This window comes from Arthrobacter rhamnosi (genome assembly GCF_054510975.1).
This window is the reverse complement of record NZ_JBTNDN010000001.1, coordinates 199,453-219,285: the sequence shown is the minus strand read 5'-3', so window position 1 is coordinate 219,285 and position 19,833 is coordinate 199,453. Positions and strand designations below refer to the sequence as shown.

General features: G+C 67.5%; 14 protein-coding genes. 9 read left to right on the top strand and 5 right to left on the bottom strand.

Annotation, left to right across the window (positions count from 1 at the left end; genetic code table 11):
* The first annotated feature begins 72 nt into the window (after nucleotides 1–72).
* Nucleotides 73–1,686: a chaperonin GroEL gene (gene groL, locus ACX80J_RS00935; protein ID WP_459346514.1), complete on the top strand. Its 1,614-nt coding sequence runs from the start codon at nucleotides 73–75 to the stop codon at nucleotides 1,684–1,686.
* A 168-nt stretch (nucleotides 1,687–1,854) separates the two neighbouring features.
* On the opposite strand, the gene ACX80J_RS00930 is transcribed toward groL, so the two are convergent.
* Nucleotides 1,855–3,489, bottom strand: a complete 1,635-nt coding sequence (locus ACX80J_RS00930) for a ribonuclease J (RefSeq protein WP_459343908.1) — start codon at nucleotides 3,487–3,489, stop codon at nucleotides 1,855–1,857.
* Between the two features lie 305 nt (nucleotides 3,490–3,794).
* On the opposite strand from ACX80J_RS00930, the gene ACX80J_RS00925 reads away from it, so the two are divergent.
* From ACX80J_RS00925 to ACX80J_RS00915, 3 genes are all read left to right on the top strand, one after another.
* Entirely contained in the window at nucleotides 3,795–5,843 is a 2,049-nt protein-coding gene (locus ACX80J_RS00925) for an acyltransferase family protein (RefSeq protein WP_459346513.1), read from the top strand.
* A gap of 119 nt (nucleotides 5,844–5,962) precedes the next feature.
* A complete protein-coding gene (gene guaB / locus ACX80J_RS00920; RefSeq protein WP_301226392.1) occupies nucleotides 5,963–7,489 on the top strand; it encodes an IMP dehydrogenase in 1,527 nt (508 codons plus the stop codon).
* 48 nt (nucleotides 7,490–7,537) lie between these two features.
* Complete coding sequence (locus ACX80J_RS00915; protein WP_459346512.1) at nucleotides 7,538–9,367, top strand: ABC transporter ATP-binding protein; 1,830 nt, start codon at nucleotides 7,538–7,540, stop codon at nucleotides 9,365–9,367.
* A gap of 19 nt (nucleotides 9,368–9,386) precedes the next feature.
* Here the strand turns inward: ACX80J_RS00915 and ACX80J_RS00910 are convergent, their stop codons facing one another.
* Nucleotides 9,387–10,409 carry a nitronate monooxygenase gene (locus tag ACX80J_RS00910; protein WP_459346933.1) on the bottom strand — a complete coding sequence of 341 codons (1,023 nt, stop codon included), beginning with the start codon at nucleotides 10,407–10,409 and terminating at the stop codon, nucleotides 9,387–9,389.
* Nucleotides 10,410–10,745: 336 nt separating this feature from the next.
* Here ACX80J_RS00910 and ACX80J_RS00905 point away from each other — a divergent pair, with 336 nt between their 5' ends.
* The 4 genes from ACX80J_RS00905 (at nucleotide 10,746) to ACX80J_RS00890 (ending at nucleotide 14,373) form a co-directional block, all read left to right on the top strand.
* Complete coding sequence (locus tag ACX80J_RS00905) at nucleotides 10,746–11,084, top strand: hypothetical protein (protein WP_459346511.1); 339 nt, start codon at nucleotides 10,746–10,748, stop codon at nucleotides 11,082–11,084.
* A gap of 294 nt (nucleotides 11,085–11,378) precedes the next feature.
* Nucleotides 11,379–12,380 (top strand): substrate-binding domain-containing protein, encoded by a 1,002-nt coding sequence (locus tag ACX80J_RS00900; RefSeq protein WP_459346510.1) that lies wholly within the window; start codon nucleotides 11,379–11,381, stop codon nucleotides 12,378–12,380.
* A gap of 63 nt (nucleotides 12,381–12,443) precedes the next feature.
* Nucleotides 12,444–13,484 carry an ABC transporter permease gene (locus tag ACX80J_RS00895; RefSeq protein WP_459346509.1) on the top strand — a complete coding sequence of 347 codons (1,041 nt, stop codon included), beginning with the start codon at nucleotides 12,444–12,446 and terminating at the stop codon, nucleotides 13,482–13,484.
* Between the two features lie 16 nt (nucleotides 13,485–13,500).
* Complete coding sequence (locus tag ACX80J_RS00890) at nucleotides 13,501–14,373, top strand: ATP-binding cassette domain-containing protein (protein WP_459346508.1); 873 nt, start codon at nucleotides 13,501–13,503, stop codon at nucleotides 14,371–14,373.
* An 86-nt stretch (nucleotides 14,374–14,459) separates the two neighbouring features.
* Here ACX80J_RS00890 and ACX80J_RS00885 read toward each other — a convergent pair whose 3' ends face one another.
* Nucleotides 14,460–15,242, bottom strand: a complete 783-nt coding sequence (locus ACX80J_RS00885) for an amidohydrolase family protein (protein WP_459346507.1) — start codon at nucleotides 15,240–15,242, stop codon at nucleotides 14,460–14,462.
* A 189-nt stretch (nucleotides 15,243–15,431) separates the two neighbouring features.
* Here ACX80J_RS00885 and ACX80J_RS00880 point away from each other — a divergent pair, with 189 nt between their 5' ends.
* Nucleotides 15,432–16,652, top strand: coding sequence for a beta-ketoacyl-[acyl-carrier-protein] synthase family protein (locus tag ACX80J_RS00880; protein WP_459346506.1), 1,221 nt, complete (start codon nucleotides 15,432–15,434; stop codon nucleotides 16,650–16,652).
* A 38-nt stretch (nucleotides 16,653–16,690) separates the two neighbouring features.
* Here the strand turns inward: ACX80J_RS00880 and ACX80J_RS00875 are convergent, their stop codons facing one another.
* Nucleotides 16,691–17,230 (bottom strand): M23 family metallopeptidase, encoded by a 540-nt coding sequence (locus ACX80J_RS00875; protein WP_459346505.1) that lies wholly within the window; start codon nucleotides 17,228–17,230, stop codon nucleotides 16,691–16,693.
* Between the two features lie 203 nt (nucleotides 17,231–17,433).
* A complete protein-coding gene (locus tag ACX80J_RS00870; protein WP_459346504.1) occupies nucleotides 17,434–19,833 on the bottom strand; it encodes a beta strand repeat-containing protein in 2,400 nt (799 codons plus the stop codon).

Below are 19,833 nucleotides of genomic sequence, written 5' to 3'. Positions count from 1 at the left end.
ACCCGATTGGAAAAGCCCCGGCCCGCAGTGGCCGGGGTTTTTCTCGCTGCACAAGCCTGAAAGGAACCAACAATGGCAAAGCAGTTGGAATTCAACGACGCCGCCCGCCGTGCCCTCGAGGCCGGCGTGGACAAGCTCGCGAACACCGTCAAGGTGACGCTGGGCCCCCGCGGACGCAACGTCGTGCTCGACAAGAAGTGGGGCGCCCCCACCATCACCAACGACGGCGTGACGATCGCCCGCGAGATCGAGCTCGACGACCCCTACGAGAACCTCGGCGCGCAGCTGGCCAAGGAGGTCGCCACCAAGACCAACGACGTCGCCGGTGACGGAACCACCACCGCGACCGTCCTGGCGCAGGCCCTGGTCAAGGAAGGCCTCCGCAACGTGGCCGCCGGCGCCGCACCGGGTGCACTCAAGCACGGCATCGAGGTGGCGGTCGAGGCCGTCGCCAAGCGCCTGCTCGAGAACGCCCGCGAGGTCGTCGGTCAGCAGACCGCGAACGTCGCCTCCATCTCCGCCCAGAGCACCGAGGTCGGTGACCTCCTCGCGGAGGCCTTCGAGAAGGTCGGCAAGGATGGTGTGATCACCATCGAGGAGTCCTCCTCCACGCAGACCGAGCTGGTCCTCACGGAGGGCATGCAGTTCGACAAGGGCTACCTCTCGCCGTACTTCGTCACCGACGCGGAGCGCCAGGAAGCCGTCCTCGAGGACGCGCTCATCCTGATCAACTCCGGCAAGATCTCCTCGCTGCAGGAATTCCTGCCGCTGCTCGAGAAGGCCCTGCAGGCCGGCAAGCCGCTGTTCATCATCGCCGAGGACATCGAGGGCGAAGCGCTCTCCACGCTCGTGGTCAACAAGATCCGCGGCACCCTCAACGTCGTCGCCGTCAAGGCTCCGGGCTTCGGCGACCGCCGCAAGGCCATGATGCAGGACATCGCCACCCTCACCGGTGCGCAGGTCGTCTCGCCCGATCTCGGCCTGAAGCTGGACCAGGTAGGCCTCGAGGTGCTCGGTTCCGCTCGCCGGATCACGGTCACCAAGGACGCCACCACGATCGTCGACGGCGCCGGCAGCGAGTCCGACGTCGCCGACCGCGTGTCCCAGATCCGCGCCGAGGTGGAGCGCACCGATTCCGACTGGGACCGTGAGAAGCTCCAGGAGCGCCTCGCGAAGCTCGCGGGCGGCATCGGCGTCATCAAGGTCGGCGCGGCCACCGAGGTCGAGCTCAAGGAGAAGAAGCACCGCATCGAGGACGCCGTGTCGTCGACGCGCGCAGCCCTCGAAGAGGGCATCGTTGCCGGTGGCGGTTCGGCCCTGGTCCACGCCGGCAAGGCGCTGGACACCGATGCCGACGTCCTGGCACTCGAGGGGGATGCGGCCACCGCCGTGGGCCTCGTGCGCCGCGCGCTGGCCCAGCCGCTGCGCTGGATCGCCGAGAACGCCGGCCACGAAGGCTACGTCGTCGTCGCGAAGGTCTCCGACCTCGAGGACGGCCACGGCTTCAACGCTGCGTCCGGCGAGTACGAGAACCTCGTGGATGCCGGCATCATCGACCCCGTGAAGGTGACGCGCTCGGCCCTGCGCAACGCTGCCTCCATCGCGGCGCTGGTGCTCACCACGGAAACCCTCGTGGTCGAGAAGCCCGAGGAGTCCGACGACGAGGGCCACGGCCACTCGCACTAGGACGCCCGGGCCCCGGCCCGACCTGTCACCCAGCAGCACCCCGGTTCCTCCGAGCCGGGGTGCTGCTGTGTATCCGGGCCCTGGACGCAACGGCCCTGATACGACGGCCCGGGAGACGACGACGCCCCGGCACTCTCGCGAGTGCCGGGGCGTCGGGTCGGTGCTCGGTCAGGCGTCGACGACGATCGCCGTGACGACCGGCTGGCGGTTGTAGTACCGGCGCATCCAGTTGGCCGTTGCCCGCTCGATGATGTCCTCCGGATCCTGGCGGCGCCCGCCCTGACGGTTGGACGCGGAATCGCGGAGTGCCTTCTCCACGGCCGCGCCGGCCTTGTCGAGGTCCCCGTCGGAGCAGGAGAAGCCCTTGGTGAAGAACTCGGGGGCCTCGACCATGTCACCGTTGTCCGGGTCGATGATCGCGAGGACGGTGACGACGCCCTCCTCCGCCAGGCGGCGGCGCTCCACGAGGTCCTCCTCGGTGATGCCGCCGACGCTATCGCCGTCCACGAACACGAGCCCGGCCTCCACCTTGCCCGAGATCGTGGCACGGCCACGCACGAGGTCGACGGTCACGCCGTCCTGCGCGATGACGACATTGCGGGGATCGACACCGGTCGCTACCGCGATCGCAGAGTTGGCCCGCAGGTGGCGCCACTCGCCGTGCACCGGCATGACGTTGCGCGGCTTGACGATGTTGTAGCAGTACGCGAGCTCACCGGCGCTGGCGTGGCCGGAGACGTGCACCTTGGCGTTGCCCTTGTGGACCACGTTGGCGCCGATCTCCGTCAGGGCGTTGATGATGCTGTAGATGGCGTTCTCGTTGCCCGGGATGAGCGAGCTGGCCAGCAGCACGGTGTCACCCTCGCTGATGCGGATGGCGTGGTCGTTGTTGGCCATGCGCGACAGGGCGGCCATGGGCTCACCCTGCGAGCCGGTGCAGATCAGGACCACCTTGTGGTCGTCGCTGCGCTCGAGCTTCTTGAAGTCCACGAGCAGGCCCTGCGGGATCTTGAGGTAGCCGAGGTCCGCGGCGATGGTCATGTTGCGCACCATCGAGCGGCCCACGAAGGCCACCTTGCGGCGGTGGCGTTCGGCGGTGTCGATGATCTGCTGGATACGGTGGATGTGGCTCGCGAAGCTGGAGACGATGATCCTGCGCGGCGCCGAGCGGAACGCTGCCTCGATCGCCGGAGCCAGGTCCTTCTCGGAGGTCGTGAAACCGGGGACGTCGGCGTTCGTGGAGTCCGTGAGGAACAGGTCCACGCCCTCGGCGCCGAGGCGCGCGAAGGCGCCGAGGTCCGTGATGCGGCGGTCCAGGGGGAACTGGTCCATCTTGAAGTCGCCGGTGTGGAGCACCGTCCCGGCCGCGGTGCGGATGGCGACGGCGAGGCTGTCCGGGATGGAGTGGTTCACGGCGACGAACTCGAGGTCGAACCCGCCCAGGGTGCGGCGGTCGCCCTCCTTGACCTGGATGGTCTTCGGGGTGATGCGGTGTTCCTGGAGCTTGGCCTCGATGAAGGCGAGCGTCAGCTTCGAACCGACCAGGGGGATGTCCGCGCGTTCCTTGAGGAGGTAGGGAACGGCGCCGATGTGGTCCTCGTGTCCGTGCGTGAGCACCACGGCGACGACGTCGTGGAGCCGGTCGCGGATATAGGAGAAATCGGGGAGGATGACATTGACGCCCGGCTGGTGTTCCTCGGGGAACAGGACACCGCAGTCGACGATCAGCAGCTTGCCCTCGAACTCGAAGACGGTCATGTTTCTGCCAATCTCACCGATGCCACCGAGAGCGACGATCCGCATGGCTCCCTTGGCCAGTTCCCGTGGTGCTTTCAGTGCGGCAGGTCTTTTATTCACAGATTAGGTTTCTCTCGTTGGGTGAGGGAGACGGGGCAGAGGCCGTCAGACGTTCGTCGTCGCGGCCGGCAGACCGGCGGCTCCATTCAGGTGGTCCCCGGCGTTCCCGGGGAGATACTCCTTCTAGGGTACGTGCTACGCGGGCGACCGGCGGATCGGTCCTCGAGGGCTCCCGACGCGACGGCAGGTTCCCGAACGGTAAACTGGAGGTTTGCGTCCGCCCATCTTCCAGGCCTCCGAGGAGGAACAGCGTGGCTTCCGCCCTGCAGACCCCGCCCTCTGCGGCCGCCCGGAATCGTCCGGACGGCTCGGCTGAGCGCCGGTTCCGGCCCGAGGTCCAGGGACTGCGCGCGCTGGCCGTCAGCATGGTCGTGGTCTACCACGTGTGGCTCGGGCGGGTGTCCGGCGGCGTGGACGTGTTCCTGCTCGTCTCGGCCTTCCTCCTCACCGTCACGTTCACGCGGCGCCTCGAGTCCGGGCAGCCACTCGCCCTTGCCGCGTACTGGCTGGGCCTGCTCAGGCGCCTGCTACCCGCCGCCGTCGTCGTCCTGCTGTCCGTCCTCGCGGCCACCGCCGTCTTCATCCCCGGTTCGCGCTGGCGGTCCGTCTTCGATCAGACCTGGGCGTCGCTAACCTACCGGCAGAACTGGCAGCTCGCGGGTGACGCCGTGGACTACTACGCCCTCGACCACAGCGCGGCGAGCCCGCTGCAGCACTTCTGGTCGCTCTCCATCCAGGGGCAGGTGTTCCTGCTCTGGCCGCTCCTGTTCGCGGTGTGCGCCGTCGTCGTCGCCGGCACCCGCCTGCGTCCCCGGTCCGTGCTGATCGCCCTGTTCGGCGCCGTCTTCGTGCTGTCGCTCGTGTTCTCCGTCCGGCAGACCGGAGCGGACCAGGCCGCGGCCTACTTCGACACCCGCGCCCGGCTCTGGGAGTTCGCGCTCGGTTCGCTGGTGGCACTGGTGCTGCCCCGCCTCGTCCTTCCCGTGCGGGTGAGGGTGGTGCTGGGCTGGGCCGGCGTGGCCATGATGCTGGCCTGCGGCGTCCTCCTGCAGGTGCAGCAGCAGTTCCCCGGCTACATCGCGCTCTGGCCGACCCTCGCGGCCGCCGCCGTCATCGCAGCCGGCCGGACGGACAGCCCTGCCGGCGTCGATCGGTGGCTGTCCTCGCCGCCCGTTCTCCGGCTCGGGAATGCGTCCTATGCGCTGTACCTGTGGCACTGGCCCATCCTCGTGATCTGGCTCATCGTCGCGGACGAACAGGAGGCAGGGCTGCTCGACGGCGGCCTCGTCATCGCGGCCTCGCTCGTGCTGGCCGTGCTCACCACGCGCTTCGTCGAAGAGCCGGTGCGCTCCTGGGCGTGGCCGTCCGGGCGGCGCAGGCGCACCGGCCTCGTGGCCGCGCTGGCCCTCGGCCTCGTGGCCGTGCCCCTCTCGGGCTGGGAGTACCGCGTCCAGGCGCAGGAGGCGGCGGTGGAGCAGCAGACGCGGGCAGACAATCCGGGCGCCGCGGCCCTGGTTCCCGGCTTCGAGTTCCGCGGCGCCGAGGACGCGCTGGTGAGGCCCCTGGCCAGCAGCCTCGGCGCGGAGTGGGCGGCCGTCGACGGGCCGTGCGCGCCGATGCCGGCCGACCCGCTGCTGTCCTCCTGCGTCCAGACAGGGGATGCGGCGACCGCGGAACGGATCGTCCTGGTGCTCGGCGACTCCCACTCGCAGATGTGGATGACAGCCGTCGGTGCGATGGCCGCCTCGAACAACTGGCTCGCCGTGTCGGTGCACAAGCCCAACTGCAGGTTCGTCGACTCGCCGGCGACGGTGGACCCCGAATGCCACGCCTTCAATGAGGCCGCCCGGCACTACGCGCTCGGCCTCGCTCCGGACGCGGTACTCACCGTCGGCACGCGCACGGACTGGAGTTCGCCGGCGGAGGAGGTCCCGGCCGGCTTCGAGGAGGGGATCGCGCCCCTTCTCGCAGCCGGTATCCCCGTCGTGGGCCTCCGGGACACGCCCCGGTTCGAGGAGGACATGGCGGAGTGCACGGCACGTCATGCCGCCGACCCGTCCGCCTGCGACGTCCCCATCTCGGAGGTGCTGGCGCCGTCGTCGCCCCTCACGGCCGTCGCGCACCGCCTGCCCGGGCTCGGACACCTGGACATGACGGACCTCGTCTGCGCCGAGGCCACCTGTGCCGGGGTGGTCGGGAACGTCCGCGTCTACATGGACCGCGATCACCTCAGCAAGACCTACGTCGAGACCATGATCCCGGCCTTCGAGGAACGGTTCCGGTCCGTGCTCGGCTGGTGACGTGAGCACTGTCACCGGAATAGGGCGCCCCGGTGATCCGTTCTAGACTGTCAGAGCCCGCCGGCGCATCCAGCCGAAGGCCCATACCCCCACCCGGTGATACCGAAAGAGGCGCAGCAGTGAGCCAGCAGTCCGGCCAGAACGAAACCCACGACCCCTTCGGATTCATCGGCCTGACGTACGACGACGTCCTCCTGCTTCCCGGCCATACCGACGTCATCCCCTCGGAGGCCGACACGTCGTCGCGGATCTCCAAGCGCATCACGGTGAAGACACCGCTGCTCTCCTCGGCCATGGATACCGTGACCGAGTCCCGCATGGCCGTGGCGATGGCCCGCCAGGGCGGCCTGGGCGTCATCCACCGCAACCTGTCCATCTCCGACCAGGCGGATCAGGTGGACCGGGTGAAGCGCAGCGAGTCGGGCATGATCACCAACCCGCTGACCATCGGTCCGGATGCGACCCTGCAGGAACTCGACGAGCTCTGCGGCCACTACCGCGTCTCCGGCCTGCCCGTCGTCGACGCCACCGGGCACCTCCTCGGCATCGTCACCAACCGCGACACGCGCTTCGTCCTCGAGCGGGACTTCCCGCGCATCCTCGTCAAGGACGTCATGACGAAGATGCCCCTCGTCACCGGGCGCGTGGGCATCAGCGGTGACGACGCCATCAACCTCCTCGCCACGAACAAGATCGAGAAGCTCCCCCTCGTCGACGACGAGGGCGTCCTGCGCGGCCTCATCACCGTCAAGGACTTCACGAAGGCGGAGCAGTACCCGCTGTCCACGAAGGACGACGACGGACGCCTCCGCGTCGGCGCGGCCATCGGCTTCTTCGGCGACGGCTGGGAGCGCGCCATGGCGCTCGTCGACGCGGGCGTGGACGCCCTCTTCGTCGACACCGCCAATGGGCACAGCGCGGGCGTGCTCGAGATGATCGCCCGCCTGAAGGCCGAGAAGTCCGTTGCGCACGTCGACATCATCGGCGGCCAGGCGGCCACCCGCGAGGGAGCGCAGGCCCTGATCGACGCCGGCGCCGACGGCATCAAGGTCGGCGTGGGCCCGGGATCCATCTGCACCACCCGCGTGGTCGCAGGGGTCGGCGTCCCGCAGGTCACCGCGATCTACGAGTCCGCGAAGGCCGCCATCCCCGCCGGCGTCCCCGTCATCGCCGACGGCGGCCTGCAGTACTCCGGCGACATCGGCAAGGCCCTCGTGGCCGGTGCCGACACCGTGATGCTCGGCTCGCTCCTGGCGGGTTCCGCCGAGGCACCCGGCGAGCTGATCTTCGTCAACGGCAAGCAGTTCAAGACCTACCGCGGCATGGGCTCGCTCGGTGCGATGCAGACCCGCGGCAAGAACACGTCCTACTCCAAGGACCGCTACTTCCAGGCGGACGTCTCCGGTGACGACAAGCTGATCCCCGAGGGCATCGAGGGCCGCGTCGCGTACCGAGGACCCCTCGCGTCCGTGGCGTACCAGCTCGTGGGAGGTCTGCGGCAGACCATGTTCTACACCGGCGCACGGACCATCCCCGAGCTGAAGGCCAAGGGCAAGTTCGTCCGCATCACGGCTGCGGGCCTCAAGGAATCCCACCCGCACGACATCCAGATGACGGTCGAGGCACCCAACTACGGCTCCAAGTAACGCACCCGCGTCTCCTCAGCCCCTCCCTCCGGGAGGGGCTGATGCCGTATGAGCGGGCTGCCGCAGCCCGAGGTCGCCGCCCGCCGCAAGCTCCGGCTCGGCCCCTACGCCCGCGCCGTCGGCCAGGTGCTGGTGGTCAGTGCCAAGGCCTCACCCGGTGCGGTCGCGATGAAGGTGGCCGGGTCGCTCATCTCGGCCGTCCTGCCGCTGGTCACCACCTATTTCGCCTCCCTGACGACGACGGCGCTCGCCGCCGCGTACGCGGGTGATCCCGACGCCGGGCGCTCCGCCATCACCTACGTGGTCGTCACGGCCGTCCTCGGACTGCTCTGGGGTTCCTTCACCAGCGTCGACCGCTACATCCAGCAGGTCCTGAGCTTCCGGGTCGGCGCCATCGTGGGCGACCGCATGTACGAGCGTTTCCTGGCCCTGGAGTTCTGGCGGTACGACGACAAGGAGACGGTGGACCTCTACGACCGGGCCCGCCGCTTCTCCGACTCCTACGCGAGGGTCCTCGACCGCATCGCGGCGATCTTCACGCAGCTCGTCTCGGTGGTCCTCGCGATCGGCGCGCTGCTCCTCGTCAGCTGGTGGATCGCCCTGATCGTCCTGGTCGCGATCATCCCCAGCGTCTACCTGCAGTTCCGCCTGTCGCGGGAGCAGATGGCGCACTGGAACACCCAGGTGGACTCCCGGCGGCAGCGGCGCATGATCGAGACCAACCTGATGAAGCCGCAGCACATCGCCGAGATGCGCCTCTACGGGATCGTCCGCTACCTGATGGACCTGCGCTCCACGCTGCGGGACGCCGACGAGAAGCGGCGGCTGGACTTCCAGAAGCGCTACATCCCGAAGCAGCTCCTCGCGGACGCGGTGCAGTACGGCGCCGAACTGCTGGCGCTCGTGTGGATCGTCGGGCAGATCATCGCGCGGGCCCAGCCCGTGGGGCAGTTCCTCTACGTCCAGCAGATCGTCACCCGGGCGCTCAGCACCGCGAACAACCTCGTGTCCTCACTGAGCTCGATCGACGAGGACCTCGCGAACCTCATTGACTACGAGCAGTTCATGGACTTCCCGCTGTCCACGGCGGCCCCCGGCCGACTGGAGGCGCCGCCGTCCGCCGTCGAACTCCGCGGCATCTCCTTCACCTACGCGGGCAGCGAGGCGGAGGTGCTCAAGGGCATCTCCATGTCCTTCGAGCGCGGCACGCACATCGCGATCGTGGGGGAGAACGGCGCGGGGAAGTCCACGCTCATCCGGGTGCTGGCAGGGCTGTACCAGCCGAGCAGGGGGGAGGTGCTGCTCGACGGCCGGAACCTGCGGGAGGTCCGTATCGACGACTGGCACCAGCACCTGGCCGTCATGTCGCAGGACTTCCTGCGGTACGAGTTCGCGACGGCGGCGAACAACATCTACTTCGGGGATGTCCACCGTCCGCGCGACGACGACCGCGTGCGCCGGGCGGCGGAGGACGCCGAGGCGGCGGAGTTCATCGGGAAGATGCCGGGCGGCTTCGACAGCTACGTCAGCAACTGGATGGAGGACCCGCGCGGGCGGAAAGGCAGCGGACTGTCGGGCGGGCAGTGGCAGCGCCTCGCCATGGCGCGGAACTTCTACCGGGACGCGCCCTTCATCGTGATGGACGAGCCGACGTCGGCCATCGACGCGCTGGCCGAGCACCGGATCTTCACGCGCCTGTTCGCGGACCGCTCACGGACGATCATCGCGATCAGCCACCGCCTCGCCACGATCGAGAAGGCGGACATCGTGTACATGCTCGAGGACGGCCGCGTGGTGGAATCCGGCACGCACCGCGAACTCGTGGCCCTGCGGGGCAGGTACTACCGCATGTTCGAGAGCCAGCTGCCGGACGCCTGACCGCCGAAGCCTTCCGGGGTCAAGGGGTGAGGGCTTCGACGATGCCCGCTGCTGCTCCGGTGCGGGTATTGCGGTAGCCGGTGCCGGCCCAGAGGTGCAGTCCCTGGAGGTCGTGGGAAGCCGCTGCCGCGGCGCGGAGCGGCGCGGTCATGTGGTGGATCTGCGGGTAGGCGGGTCCGCTGCCGGGATGGTCATCCATGAACCGGTTCCGCAGCCCGCGCGCGGGCCTGCCCGTGAAGGCCCTGGTGACCTTCGTTTCGGTGAACGCCGGGTCCTGGAGCGCTGACCGGTGGGCAGGGTTCGTGCCGGCTTCGTCCGCCAGGAGGAGTGCAGTGCCGAGCTGGACGGCGGCGACTCCGGTGTCGAGGATCGCGCGGACCTGCTCCCGGGTGCTGATGCCGCCTCCTGCGATGAGCGGCAGTTCGACCGCCCTCCTGATCGCTCGGATCACCTCAGGAAGGGGTTCGGTGCCGGGGTCCGCGGCGGGGTCGAAGGTAGCCCGGTGGCCGCCGGCGTCGGGCCCCTGCACGATGAGGATGCGGGCGCCGCGTTCCGCCGCCATGCGCGCTTCAGCCGGGGACGTGACCGTGACGGCGGTCAGAACGCCCACCTGGGCGAGCCCGTGCAGCACCTCCGTGTCCGGGCAGCTGAACGTGAATGACACCACATCGGGTCTCAGATCCCGGATGACGTCGAGCTTGCCGCTCCAGAAGTCGTCGTCCCATCGGGGAGGGCCCACGTGCGTGCCGTACCGGTCGGCGTCATGCTGCAATTCCTGCCGGTAGGCCTCGAGCTCGTCCTCATCGACCTCGTTGGCCGAGACGACGAAGAGGTTCACCCCGATCGGGCCCTGGGTGAGCGCCCTCGTGGCGGTGATCTGAGCCCAGAGCTGCTGAGGGGTCTTGTATCCGCCGGCGAGGAACCCCATGCCGCCCGTGTTCGTGACCGCAGCGACCAGGTCCGGTGTGGACGGTCCTCCTGCCATCGGCGCACCGATGATCGGTCGGCTGATCGGAAACGGCAGCGGTACGGGATCGAACATGGTCACGGAGACTGCCTGCGGGAGGTCAGGTCCGTGCCCGGGGCCTCGCAGCGGGAGGAGCTGAACGGGTGACCCCCGCGCGGGAACGGAATCGTACTGTCGAATGGAACACGGTCCACGGGCCCTCCGACCAACGCAGTGTCAGTGCACGTGGTCGGCAGGCTATCACCGCTTATCCCGGGTGAGCCATTGGGCCTTGGCGCGATCGGTGCGCGGGCCGGTTCCCGCGCATCATGCCCCTGGCTCTTGCCTGTTGCACATCTGAGGCGAGCCGGCGGCTTTTGTTGCTCCTCGACCCGCCCGCGTACTCGGCAGGGCCGCGGCGTGGACCGGCGCGTGCTGGTCAGTTCGGGACTGGACGACAGGAAGACGTCCAATGGCTACCTGCAGCGGGCCCAGGACCTCATGGCCGAAGCGGTCGGGGCGGACCGGACGTTCTTCTCGACCTGCGGCAGGTCACTGTCGGTGAAGGCGGCGATCCTCGCTGTCACCCACGGCGAGGGCGAGATCCTGATCGGCCGGGATTCCCAAAATACGTGGTCTCGGGACTGGTCCTGGGCGGCCTGCAGCCTCGGTGAATCCGGCCGAGCTGGGACAACGACCTCGAACTCGCCCACCCGAACCGGGCCCCTCGTGGTGGATCCTACGGGACCTGCCGGTAAGGATCCGCGGTGAACATGGCTCCAGCGCTCACGTGAGATCATGGCGGTAGCCGATGCTTCCATCCTTGCCGCGTAGCACCAACGCACCCGCCCGGCAGTGCATCGGGTTCATCGGTCTTCCAGGCGAGGCTCCATCGATGAGGGTCCCTGAATGCGGGTGGCGGGGTGTCCGCACCGGCCGACCACGAGGCGCTGAGGCCCGAACCACGCCGATGCGTCCAGGGCTGACTGGCTCCTGGAAGAGGTTGTGAGTTCCGGGTCGACGCCCAGGTTTCGACCGGACATGTAGATCAGAAGGAGATCGGTCGTGAAGAAGTTTTCCTGGCGGGCAGGGGTTGTGGCCGCAGTGGTCGTCCCGGTACTGGCTCTGAGCGCCTGCTCGGCACAGGGCGGACGGGATCCGGACGGCGGCAAGGCGGATCGCGGCGGGCAGGTAGCGAACACTCCGGAGATCAAGGTCGCGATGATCACCCATGCCGGTCCTGGCGATACCTTCTGGGACATCGTGCGCAAAGGGGCCGAGGAGGCTGCCGCGAAGGACAACGTCGACCTGCTGTACACCTCGGACCCCGAAGGCGGGCGGCAGGCCCAGCTGGTCCAGCAGGCTGTCGATCAGGGGGTCGACGGAATCGTCGTCACCCTGGCAAAGCCCGATGCGCTGAAGGATGCGCTGAAGAGGGCCTCTGACGCCGGCATCCCGATCGTCAGCATCAACTCCGGGGCAGACGTGTCCGCGGAATTGGGAGCCTTCACCCACTTCGGTTCGGATGAGGCCCTCGCCGGCGCGGCAGTGGGCGCCGAACTGGCGGCAGAGGGTAGCAGCCACCCGATCTGCGTGATCCACGAGCAGGGCAACGTGGCTCAGGAGGCCCGCTGCGCGGGTGTGAAGTCGAAGGTTCCCGGGAGTGAGATCGTCTATGTCACGGGAACGGACATGACCCAGGTCTCCTCGACGGTGACCGCAAAGCTGCAGGCCGCCTCGGATGTCGATGCCATCATCGGGCTGGGGGCACCCTTCACCCAGACGATCCTCACGGCCGTGGAATCGCTGGACCTGCAGGACGAGGTGAAGGTCGCTTCCTTCGACCTGAACGGGGAGCTGGTTCAGAGCATCATCGACGGCAAGGTCCTGTTCACCGTCGACCAGCAGCCGTGGCTGCAGGGCTACGGTTCCGTGGATGCGCTCTGGGAGGCCAGCCGCGGCGGCTTCCAGATCGGCGGCGGGCAGCCCGTCCTGACCGGACCGGCGATCGTCGACGCATCCAACGCCGAATCGGTGCTCCAGTTCGCCAAGGACGGCATCCGCTGAGGACGCGTCAGGACGCCGGGGACCTCGCATCGTCCCTGGCAGCAGCCCGATGAGGAGAATCACATGGCAACACTCGTAGAAATCCCCACGCTGGATGAACGCGTCGGCAGGCGCAGCGTCGTACAGAACCTGCTGGGCCGTCCGGAAGTCGGCGCCCTGGTGGGCGCCATCGTCCTGTTCATCTTCTTCTCGGCCGCAGCCCCTGTCTTCCTGCAGCCGAACTCCTTCGCCACGGTGCTCTACGGCTCCTCGACCTTCGGCATCATGGCGGTGGCCGTGTCACTGCTGATGATCGGCGGGGAGTTCGATCTTTCCGCCGGTGTCGCCGTGATCAGTTCGGCCCTGACCGCATCCCTGTTCAGCTGGTATTTCTCCCTGAACCTCTGGGTGGGCGTCGGCGTGGCCCTGATCGTTTCCCTGCTGATCGGTTTCGTCAACGGTTGGATCCTGATGAAGACGAAGCTGCCGAGTTTCATCGTCACCCTGGCCACCTTCCTCATGCTGACAGGGCTGAATCTGGCGCTGACCCGGCTGATCGGCGGCAGCGTGGCGACGCCGTCGATCGCCTCGATGGATGGTTTCGAATCAGCTCGGGCTGTCTTCGCCAGCAGCTTCACCATCGGCGGCATGGACCTGAAAAGCCCGATCCTCATCTGGATCGTCCTCGTGGTGATTGCGTCCTGGCTGCTGCTGCGCACGAGAATCGGCAACTGGATCTTCGCCGTGGGCGGAGACGCGAATGCGGCTCGTGCCGTGGGCGTACCCGTCAGGGCCACCAAGATCGGGCTCTTCATGGGCGTAGGTTTCTGCGGCTGGCTGCTCGGCATGCACAACCTCTTCGCCTTCGACGCCGTCCAGTCCGGTGAGGGTATCGGCAATGAATTCCTGTACATCATTGCGGCGGTCATCGGCGGTTGCCTGCTCACAGGCGGCTACGGCTCGGCGATCGGAGGGGCCATCGGTGCCTTCATCTTCGGCATGGCCAACAAAGGAATCGTCTACGCAGAGTGGAACCCGGATTGGTTCAAGTTCTTCCTGGGCCTGATGCTGCTGCTGGCCACCATCGTGAACCTGATCGTCAAACGCCGTGCGGAACGAACATAGGAAGGGCACGGCCGCTATGAGCAACGGGCAGAACCCGCCTACTCCCGCCCCGGTCCACCTCCTGGAGCTGGACGGCGTGGGCAAGCACTACGGCAACATCATCGCCCTGAGCGATGTCAGCATGACCGTCGACCAGGGGCGGGTGACCTGTGTGCTCGGCGACAACGGCGCCGGCAAGTCCACGCTGATCAAGATCATCGCCGGACTGCACCAGCACGACGAGGGAACGTTCAGGATTCTGGGTCAGGAGCGCAGACTCGCCAGCCCCCGGGAAGCGCTGGATGCCGGCATCGCCTCGGTGTACCAGGATCTTGCCGTTGTGCCGCTCATGCCCATCTGGCGGAACTTCTTCCTGGGCTCCGAGCTGACCGTCGGCAAAGGTCCGTTCAAGCGGCTGGACGTCAAGCGGATGAAGACGGTCACCAGGAAGGAACTGGCGGACATGGGCATCGACCTTCGCGACGTCGACCAGCCCATCGGTCAGCTCTCGGGCGGCGAGCGGCAGTGCGTGGCCATTGCGCGTGCTGTCTACTTCGGCGCCAAGGCACTGATCCTGGACGAGCCGACGGCGGCACTGGGTGTGAAACAGTCCGGCGTCGTCCTTCGCTACATCCTGCAGGCGCGTGACCGGGGGCTCGGCGTCATCTTCATCACCCACAACCCGCACCACGCCTACCCGGTCGGTGACAGGTTCCTGCTCCTCAAACGCGGAAGAAGCATCGGCTGCTACGACAAGAAGGACATCGAACTCGATGAACTCACAGGTCTGATGGCCGGCGGCGCCGAACTTCAGGAGTTGGCCCACGAGCTGGCGGAACTCGGCGGCCACACCGACGTCGTTCGCGAGGTCCAGTCCGACGCCGCCGGGACGGGTCGGCGGCCTGAATAGCGGTTGTGTCCTAATCGCTCCGGGTCCTACAGCGGAGCCCTCGAGGAGGTAGGGGCCGGGTCCGCGGGGAAACTGTCCGAGTCCTGTCACCACGACCCGGCCGCCGGCGTGGCGTCCGGTTCCATGCGGTAGAAGGACCGTCCGTTCTCGTGCAGCACCGCCGGCAGAGCCGACTCGCCGAGAGCCTCGGCTATGAGGGGAATATCGGTGGCGGCGAACGGCCGCCGGGCTCGGGTGGACGGCAGGTCGGTGCCGAACATGAGAGCGGTCGGGTTGACGGCGTGGATCGCGCGCAGGGCCTCGACGACGTCCAGCGTGACGCGCCCGAAACCCGTCGCCTTCACACGCATGCCTCTTCCCACCAGTCGGAGCAGGACCTCCCGATTGGCTCCACTCATTCCCAGGTGATCGATGCTGACCCGGGGCAGCTGCGCCAGCGTCGGTTCGAGTGCGTCCAGATCCGTTGCATCGACATACAGTTCGGTGTGCATGCCGGCGACCGCCGCGACCCGGGTGCTCAACCGTAGGAGTTCGCCGACGCTCTCGGACCCTCCGCGGTAGAGGTTGAAGCGCACAGCTCGAACACCGGCGGCGGCCAGTTCCTCTATCCCGGAATCAGGAATATCCGCAGGAAGATTCGCCACACCCGCGAATCCCGGTCCGAGCTCTCTGAGGGCATTCAGCAGGTAGTCCTGGTCGAAGCCCTGGAAGGACCCCGATACGACGACGCCGCCGGACATCCCGAGAGCCTTCGTCCGGGAGCGGTAGTGGTCCACGGTGAAGTCAGGAGGGAGGAACCCATCATTGGGTATCAGCGGAAACCTGGGATCGATGATGTGGAAGTGGCTGTCGAAGATGGCGTGCGTCATGCCTTATTGCTACTCCATCACTGGTTCATCTGCCTGGTCGAACCCGTGTGCGCCGTGCCGTTTCCGCTGACGGTTGCCCCCACCACCGGCCGGTGCCGTCGCGGGCCTGCCCTGCGATGATGGGGGACGACGGAGCTCGTTTCGGCAACGGGCCGTCTTGTTTCCCGGACAGTAGGAGGAGGGGTTTCTGTGGTTGCGAAGGCAGTTGGGGTGGTGGTGACCGGTATGGGTGCCATGACTCCTGTAGGGGGTACGGTCGACCAGACCTGGAACGAGCTCGTGGAGGGCCGGTCGGGCATCACGGTCCTGGATCAACCATGGGCGCAAGAGCTGCCGGTGCGCCTCGCCGGGCTCGTCGCTACGGATCCCGCTGCAATGCTGTCCACCAGGGAATACCGGCGGATGGACCGCTGCGGGCATCTGGCAGTCGTGGCATCGCGTGAGGCATGGGCCCAGGCCGGGCGGCCCGGCGTTGATCCCGACCGCCTCGCCGTGGTGATCGGATCCGGCTACGGAGGTCTGGGCACGGTGGTGTCACAGGTCCGGAACCTCGATACCGGCGGACCACGCCGGGTTTCCCCTCATACGTTGACGCATATGATGGTCAATGGTCCTTCTGCGTGGGTGTCCATCGATATCGGCGCCCAGGGAGGGGCCCGCACTCCAGTGAGTGCCTGCGCCTCCGGAGCCGAAGCGATCGCCCAGGGCGTCGAGATGATCTCCTCGGGTGCAGTGGACGTCGTCGTCGCTGGGGGAGTCGACGCCTGTGTGAACGAGCTGGCGATCAGCGGTTTCGCTCAGCTCCGAGCGCTCTCCACGAGCAACGATGATCCGACCGGGGCTTCTCGGCCTTTCGACCGGGACCGGAACGGGTTCGTGATGGCCGAGGGCGCCGGCATCATCGTCCTCGAGCGGGAAGACTTCGCCCGGGGGCGTGGAGCTGAGATTCTGGGGCGGATCGCCGGGGCCGCGGTCACGTCCGACGCCGGCGACATCGTGGCCGCCGACCAGGCGATACAGCACCGCGTCATGCAGAAAGCTCTTGCATCGGCAGGGCTTTCCGGATCCGATGTCGGCTTCGTCCATGCGCACGCTACATCGACCCCTGTCGGTGACCTTCTGGAGGCGGGCGCCATCGCTGCTGTCGTCGGAGAGGAAATCCCTGTCACCTCCACCAAGTCCATGACAGGACACCTGCTGGGGGGAGCCGGGACGCTCGGTGCCATCGTGACCATCCAGGCCCTCCGGACCGGACTGCTGCCAGGCACACTCAATCTCGAAAACCAAGACCCGGGAATCAACCTCAACGTCATCAAGACCACGATCGAGTGCGCCGGCTCGGAAACTGCCATCACCAACGCATTCGGCTTCGGCGGTCACAGCACCGCCCTCGTCATCGCTGCGGCATGAGAACCGGAACGGAATCCCCGGCGTGCAGATGCCTCTCCTCACGGCACGAGGATGATCTGTGACTCGCAGGGTAGCTCGACGCCATTCGGGGTCTCGAAGGCGATGGGCAGGGCCTGCGCACGGGACCATTGCGTGCTGTCGGTGACCTGCACATGCACATGCGGTTGTGTGCTGTTCCCTGAGTTTCCGACCTCGCCAAGCACCTGACCGGCTTCGACCAGGTCGCCGACACCGATGCGGACCGAATCCTTCCGCAGGTGGGCGACCAGCACGAAGGGCCCGCCGTCGCCCAGGGCGATCACGACGTGATTGCCGGCTATCGCGCTCGCACCCCGCTGGATGCGCTGCGCCTGTCCCGCCATGTACGAGATGAGCGTGAGTTGTGATCTTCGGGCCTTATGGTCGTCTTCGCCGTCATGGGCGATGACGACGGTGCCCCTGCCGGGTGCCACGACGGCCGCGCCGAACCCGAAAAACTTCTCCGGCCGTTCCGTCGCCACAACCGCCCGCCAGTTCCAGGGCGCTGACCGCCCGTAGGAATCAACGGGGATGAAGTCGATGGCGAAGGCCGTTCCCATCAGGTCCGTGCCGTGACTCGGCACTCTTCGCGCGGGGCTGTTCCGTGCCCGGAACCTACCCGTGAGCGGGTACTTCAACAGGACCGTACCGCCGTTCGGCGGAGGTGACACCATGCGCTTCATTCTCCTGCGCTGACCTCAGGGAAGCCAGACCGCGCCTCAGGAACTGATCTCCGGGCTGATGGACATGTAGCAGTAGCTGGTCAGCCCACGATGAAGACGGAACTGAGTCCGCTTGTGAGGAGACTGCTGGTGGCCAGGAGCGTGTAGGGGCCGGATGCCGGGCCGCCGACGGTGAGTCCAGTGAAGGTGGCGATGCCGTTGACGGCGTTCACGGTGGTGCTTCCGCCGAGGTTGCCTCGGGCTCCCGTTGCGCCTGTGCTGGTCCTGAGCTCGAGGGTCGCGGCAGCGGTACTCGTCGTCCTGTTGCCGTACTGGTCCACGATGGTTGCGGTGATGGTGGGAGAGAAGGGGACACCCTTGCGCACGTTGGTGGGGTTCTGCAGGAACTGGACCTGGGCCGGTGCGGCCGCGGTGATGGTCTGCTGTTGTGCGGCGGACGTGAGGTTCGCGCCGGTGACTGTGAGGGTGGGTGTTCCTGCGGCCGTATCGGCGTAGTACAGGGTGGTGCTCGTTGCTGCTTCAGGGATGGTGATGGTCGGGGTGCTGGTGGTTGTTCCGCGCGTGGTGGAGAAGATTCTCGTGCCGGCGGAGGTCGAGGTGAGGTTGAGCAGGGTTCCACCGGCAGGGGCGGGGGAAGGGTTGCCGAAGCTGTCCTCGAGCTGCACCGTCATCGGTCCTACGTTCGTGGTGCTCGACGCTTGTCCTCTGGCGGGTGCGGTGAGGTAGGTCAGACGTGCCGGGGCGGCTGCGCGAACGGTGACTTGCTGGCTTACGTTCGTCAGACCCGGCGCGGCGACGGTGACCGTTGGTGTGCCGGCCAGTGTGTCGCTGTAGTAGAACGTGGTGCTGGTGGCGCCGGCAGGAATGGTGATGGTGCCCGTGGTCGTCGCGCCCTGGGTGCTGGAAACCCTGGTGGTGCCTGGAGAGGTGGAGGCGACGGTCAGCGTCGTACCCTGACCGAGTGCGGTGACGGGCAGCCCGGCAGCGTCGCGTAACTGGACGGTGATGGGACCCAGGGTAGTGGTTGCCGTCGCGGTACCTGTGACAGCCGGACTGGTGATTGCCAGTTGCGTGGCAACCGGGCTGGTCAGGGTGATCGCCTGGGACGCGGCCGGGAGGCTGCCGGCTGTTGCGCTGATGGTGGCGGTACCGGCTCGTGTATCACCGTAGTAGAAGGTGAGCGAGGAGGACCCTGACGGGATGGTGGCAGTGGCTGCGGTAGCGGTCGCTCCCTGCGTGGGGGAGAACACTGCGGTTCCGGTGGTGGTGGAGGCGAGACGGACAGGGACTCCCGCAGCCGGCGCGACCACCGGGTTGTTGAAAGGGTCCTGGAGCTGGACGGTGAGAGGCCCCAGATCCGCCGTGGTGGAGGTCGTCCCGGAGAGGGGCTGTGTGGTGTAGGCCAGTTTCGAGGCTGGAGCGGCGGTGACGGTCTGTGTCTGGGACCCCGCGGTCACACCGGTGGCGCTGACCCGGACCACGGGGGAACCCGCCCTGGTATCGCCGTAGTAGAACGTCGCGCTCGAGGCTCCGTTGGGGATGGTGATGGTCGTGATGGGTTGCCCGTTGGGGCTGGCCGCGAAGGACGCGCTTCCGGCGGTGGTGGATGCGAGGGTGAGACTCAGTCCACCTGAGGAAGCGGTGATGGGTGTGCCGGCGGAGTTGACGCGCTGAACCGTGATGGGGCCCTGCCCTGCTGTTGCTGACGCGATGCCGTTCGTTGCGGCGGTGGTGAACACGAACACGGACGCGGTCACGGCGAAGCCCGTACTGGTAGCTGCGGGGATGCCGCTGCTGGTGGCGGTGAGTGTGTACCCTGTGCCTAGCTTGTCGAGGTGTAGGTCGCTGAAAGTCGCGGTGCCATCCGTGCCGGTCGTGGCCGTGAGGGTGCCGGTGAGGTTGCTTCCGCCGGGGTTCGCGCCGATCGCCAGGGTGATGGGCTGGTTCGGCGTGCGGACGGGCACCCCCTGCGTGGATTGCAGTGCCACCTGCACAGAAGGAGTGATCGTTCCGTTCGCTGCGACATCACTGGGCTGAACCGTGAAGACGAGTTTTCCGGCCGTGAGCGTGACGCTTCCGCTGGGATTGCTCGTGGACGTCCAGGATTTGTGGACTGCCGTCACCGTGTAGGTATGAGGCCCCGCGGTCGGGGGAGAATCTGTACAGCTGGTGGCTGTGATGCTGCTGCCCGGCGTCGTGCCGCAGGCAGGTGATCGAACGCCATTGGTAGAGCGGACCACGTAGTACGCGACCGGTGTCAGGACGCCGACCGGCGCGGTCCAGGATACCGGGACAGCCCCGGTGGTGGTCGACGGGACGGTGACGCTGGTCGGTGAGGCCAGGAACCCGGTCGAGACGCTTCCTGTTCCGCTTCCGGCACTGGTGTAGGCCGCCTGGGCTGCCGGGGACGCGGCGACCAGAAAGGAGAGGACAGCTGCGGCGCTGATGATGAATGCCAGTACGACGGCGACCGGTGGCAC

Excerpts from the sequence above, each read along its gene's own strand:
- groL (WP_459346514.1), top strand. The coding sequence starts at position 73 with ATGGCAAAGCAGTTGGAATTCAACGACGCCGCCCGCCGTGCCCTCGAG.
- ACX80J_RS00930 (WP_459343908.1), bottom strand. The coding sequence starts at position 3,489 with ATGCGGATCGTCGCTCTCGGTGGCATCGGTGAGATTGGCAGAAACATG.
- ACX80J_RS00915 (WP_459346512.1), top strand. The coding sequence starts at position 7,538 with ATGAGCGGGCTGCCGCAGCCCGAGGTCGCCGCCCGCCGCAAGCTCCGG.
- ACX80J_RS00910 (WP_459346933.1), bottom strand. The coding sequence starts at position 10,409 with ATGTTCGATCCCGTACCGCTGCCGTTTCCGATCAGCCGACCGATCATC.
- ACX80J_RS00895 (WP_459346509.1), top strand. The coding sequence starts at position 12,444 with ATGGCAACACTCGTAGAAATCCCCACGCTGGATGAACGCGTCGGCAGG.
- ACX80J_RS00890 (WP_459346508.1), top strand. The coding sequence starts at position 13,501 with ATGAGCAACGGGCAGAACCCGCCTACTCCCGCCCCGGTCCACCTCCTG.
- ACX80J_RS00885 (WP_459346507.1), bottom strand. The coding sequence starts at position 15,242 with ATGACGCACGCCATCTTCGACAGCCACTTCCACATCATCGATCCCAGG.
- ACX80J_RS00875 (WP_459346505.1), bottom strand. The coding sequence starts at position 17,230 with ATGGGAACGGCCTTCGCCATCGACTTCATCCCCGTTGATTCCTACGGG.